The following is a 2,648-nucleotide window of genomic DNA, read 5'->3' as shown; positions in this document are numbered from 1 at the left end:
GAACTGGAGTGGAACGAGAAGATGCGCGTCGAGATCTGGTCGGACATCGCATGCCCCTGGTGCTACGTCGGGAAGGCGCGTTTCGAGAAGGCGCTGGCGGGGTTCGAGCACCGGGACCGGGTCGAGGTGGTGCACCGGTCCTTCGAGCTGGACCCGCACCGGGCCAAGGGCGACGCGCAGCCCGTGATCACCATGCTCACCGCGAAGTACGGCATGAGCCAGGCGCAGGCGCAGGCCGGTGAGGACGACCTGGGCCGGCAGGCCGCCGCCGAGGGCCTCGCCTACCGCACCCGGGGCCGCGACCACGGCAACACCTTCGACATGCACCGCCTGCTGCACCTCGCCAAGGAGCACGGCAGGCAGAGCGAGCTGCTGGACGCGTTCTACACGGCGAACTTCGCCGAGGAGCGGTCCGTCTTCACCGAGGGCGACGAACGGCTGGCCGAACTGGCCGTCGCCGCCGGCCTGGACGCCGACGCGGTACGCGCGGTGCTCGCCGACCCGGGCGCCTACGCCGACGAGGTCCGCGCCGACGAGCGGGAGGCAGCGCAACTCGGCGCCACCGGCGTGCCCTTCTTCGTCCTGGACCGCGCCTACGGCGTCTCCGGCGCCCAGCCCGCCGAGGTCTTCGCCCGCGCCCTCGCCCAGGCCTGGGGCGACCGCCCGTCCCTGACCCTTGCCCAGGACGCCGACGGCGACGCCGACGCCTGCGGCCCGGACGGATGCGCGGTTCCCCAGAGCTGATCGCACGCGCTGAGCCGCAGGTCAGAGGGCATGCATAAGCGGGGCTTTGCGATACCGCGTGAGAATTCGCGATGGACTATGACTTCGCGGGGCCGCACAGTGGTCCCATGGAGACCTTCGAGACCCTCGTCCGCGCCGAGTTCGCCCCGAAGAACACCTACCTGAACACCGCGAGCACCGGACTGCTGCCGGCCCGCACGGTCCGGGCGCTGCGCACCGCCGTCGAGGCGGCCGCCGCCGGGCGGCCGACCGACATGTTCGCCGACGTGGAGGCGGCCCGCGCCGCCTTCGCCCGGCTCACCCACGTCCCCGCCCGCCGGGTGGCGGCCGGGGCCTCGGTCGCCGTCTACACCGGGCTGATCACGGCGTCCCTGCCCGAGGGCTCCGAAGTCCTCACCGCCGAGGGCGACTTCAGCTCGGTGGTGAACCCCTTCCACGTACGCCGCGACCTGAAGGTGCGCAGTGTGCCGCTGGAGCAGATCGCCGACGCCGTACGGCCCGGCACCGCGCTGGTCGCCGTGAGCGCGGCCCAGTCGGCGGACGGCCGCGTCGCCGACCTGTCCGCGATCCGCGAGGCCGCCCGCGAGCACGGGGCGCGCACCTACGTCGACGCGTCCCAGGCCGCGGGCTGGTTCGACCTGGACGCCGGCGCCCACGACTACGTCTCCGCCGTGGCCTTCAAGTGGCTGTTCTGCCCGCGCGGCGTCGCCTTCCTCGTCGTCCCGGAGGACCTCGGCGGCCTGACCCCCCTCTTCGCCGGCTGGGTGGCGGGCGAGCGCCCATGGGACAGCTGCTACGGACCGGTCGAGGAACTCGCCCACTCCGCGCGGCGGTTCGACGAGAGCCCCGCGCTCTTCTCCTACGCCGGCGCCCGCCGCTCCCTGGAACTCCTCGAGGAACTCGGCGTGTCCGCCGTGCGCGCCCACGACCTCGCGCTGGCCGACCGGTTCCGCACCGGACTGGCCTCGCTCGGCCGCGAACCGCTGCCCGCGCCCGGATCGCCGATCGTCTCCGTGCCCGGACTCGGCGACCGGCAGGGCGAGTTGAGCGACGCGGGCATCGAGGTGTCGAACCGCGCGGGCAGTCTGCGGGCCGCCTTCCACCTCTACAACACGGAGGACGACGTGGACCGCCTGCTGGACGCGCTCGCCGGATGAGTGAACCGGACAGGGGAGGGGGCCTCCCGTCCCACACGAGGAGGCCCCCTGCCCGGTTGTCCACACGCCGCCGCTCACCTCACGGGCGTGAAGTCCCGTGCCCCGATGCCGTGCCTTCCGGGGGGCGACCCCCGGACCCCCGGCAGAGGGCTCACCTCACGGGCGTGAAGTCCCGCGCCCCGATGAACTCCGGCCGCCGTACCGGCGCGGCGAAGGGCTCCACGGCCGTGTTCTCCACGCTGTTGAACACGATGAAGACGTTGCTGCGCGGGTACGGCGTGATGTTGTCGCCGGAGCCGTGCATGCAGTTGCAGTCGAACCAGGTCGCCGAGCCGGCCTTCCCGGTGAACAGCCGGATGCCGTGCTCGCCCGCCAGCGCGGTCAGCGCCTCGTCGGACGGGGTGCCCGCGTCCTGCATCTGCAGCGACTTCTTGTAGTTGTCCTCCGGCGTGGCCCCCGCGCAGCCGAGGAACGTCCGGTGCGACCCCGGCATGATCATCAGGCCGCCGTTGGTGTCGAAGTTCTCGGTCAGCGCGATCGAGACGGACACCGTGCGCATGTGGGGCAGGCCGTCCTCGGCGTGCCAGGTCTCGAAGTCGGAGTGCCAGTAGAAGCCGCTGGCCCCGAAGCCCGGCTTGACGTTGATCCGGGACTGGTGGACGTACACGTCCGAGCCGAGGATCTGCCGGGCGCGGCCCACGACCCGCTCGTCGCGCACCAGTCTCGCGAACACCTCGCTGATCCTGT

General features: G+C 72.5%; 3 protein-coding genes. 2 read left to right on the top strand and 1 reads right to left on the bottom strand.

Translation table 11 applies throughout. The annotated features are described in order from the left end of the window. Positions 1–21: 21 nt before the first annotated feature. Both IE249_RS26395 and IE249_RS26390 read left to right on the top strand, forming a co-directional pair. Complete coding sequence (locus IE249_RS26395; protein ID WP_189708706.1) at positions 22–744, top strand: DsbA family oxidoreductase; 723 nt, start codon at positions 22–24, stop codon at positions 742–744. Between the two features lie 71 nt (positions 745–815). Further along, positions 816–1,901 carry an aminotransferase class V-fold PLP-dependent enzyme gene (locus tag IE249_RS26390; protein WP_189708598.1) on the top strand — a complete coding sequence of 362 codons (1,086 nt, stop codon included), beginning with the start codon at positions 816–818 and terminating at the stop codon, positions 1,899–1,901. A 151-nt stretch (positions 1,902–2,052) separates the two neighbouring features. On the opposite strand, the gene thpD is transcribed toward IE249_RS26390, so the two are convergent. Continuing rightward, positions 2,053–2,648: ectoine hydroxylase (gene thpD, locus IE249_RS26385; protein ID WP_229859319.1), on the bottom strand; the 596-nt coding region annotated here is incomplete at its 5' end.

The sequence above is a fragment of the Streptomyces anandii JCM 4720 genome, assembly GCF_014650655.1.
Classification (GTDB): domain Bacteria; phylum Actinomycetota; class Actinomycetes; order Streptomycetales; family Streptomycetaceae; genus Streptomyces; species Streptomyces anandii.
Note: the sequence above shows the minus strand (reverse complement) of the source record. Positions and strands in the feature narration are given on the sequence as shown.

Bases quoted from the DNA above. Each gene is read 5' to 3' on its own strand.
- IE249_RS26395 (WP_189708706.1), top strand. From the start codon at position 22: ATGCGCGTCGAGATCTGGTCGGACATCGCATGCCCCTGGTGCTACGTC.
- IE249_RS26390 (WP_189708598.1), top strand. From the start codon at position 816: ATGGACTATGACTTCGCGGGGCCGCACAGTGGTCCCATGGAGACCTTC.